Here is a 621-nt window from a genome sequence, read left to right on the forward strand (position 1 = left end):
AACTTACGCGTCTGAGCGCGCAGCGCTTCTAACTGTATATTTGATTTCTTAAGCTCGCCTTCCAGGCTTGTTAGCGACATCACTTGCGAATCTAATTGCTGCTCGGTTTGCTCAAGCGCAGAATCCTTGTCTTGGCCATAACCGACACTGCCACCTAGAGCCGCGCCCGCAGCAGCACCAACTGGCCCGCCAAGTATTGCGCCAAGAGTGGTACCGATACCAATCCCCCAGTAGGTGCTTGAATGCTCGTCGTTTCCGAGGCTTTCATCCGCAAACGCTGGTGTACTTACAACCAATGCCTGCGAGCAGATAAGCGCCGCCGCAAAGGCCGTTTTCTTAGCTCTAAACGAGCGGCTACTTGAGGACGATTGGATCGTACTAAGCGTGCTCACCGATGTCGCTGTTGTTTGGTCATGATTTGTCATATGTTTTGTCTCCATTGGTTTCGTTGGTCGCCTAGCATGCGTTCCCTCGCATGTATTGATTCGGTGGAACCCGAATCGCTTATTCCATTCATTCCGTTCATTGCTAGGCGTTGGCGCTATTGAATGATTTTCTTGCACTCCAGTAATGGAGACTCTCTGGAAGGATTAGTGAGATGTTCTGGCTTTCTGGACAAGT

1 pseudogene is annotated in these 621 nt (G+C 50.6%); it reads right to left on the bottom strand.

Features of this window, described 5'->3' with window-relative positions:
- Positions 1 to 425 (bottom strand): annotated as a pseudogene (locus tag A3750_RS14980) (hypothetical protein); the annotation flags it as partial.
- Between the last annotated feature and the right edge of the window lie 196 nt (positions 426 to 621).

Source organism: Oleiphilus sp. HI0079 (assembly GCF_001635105.1).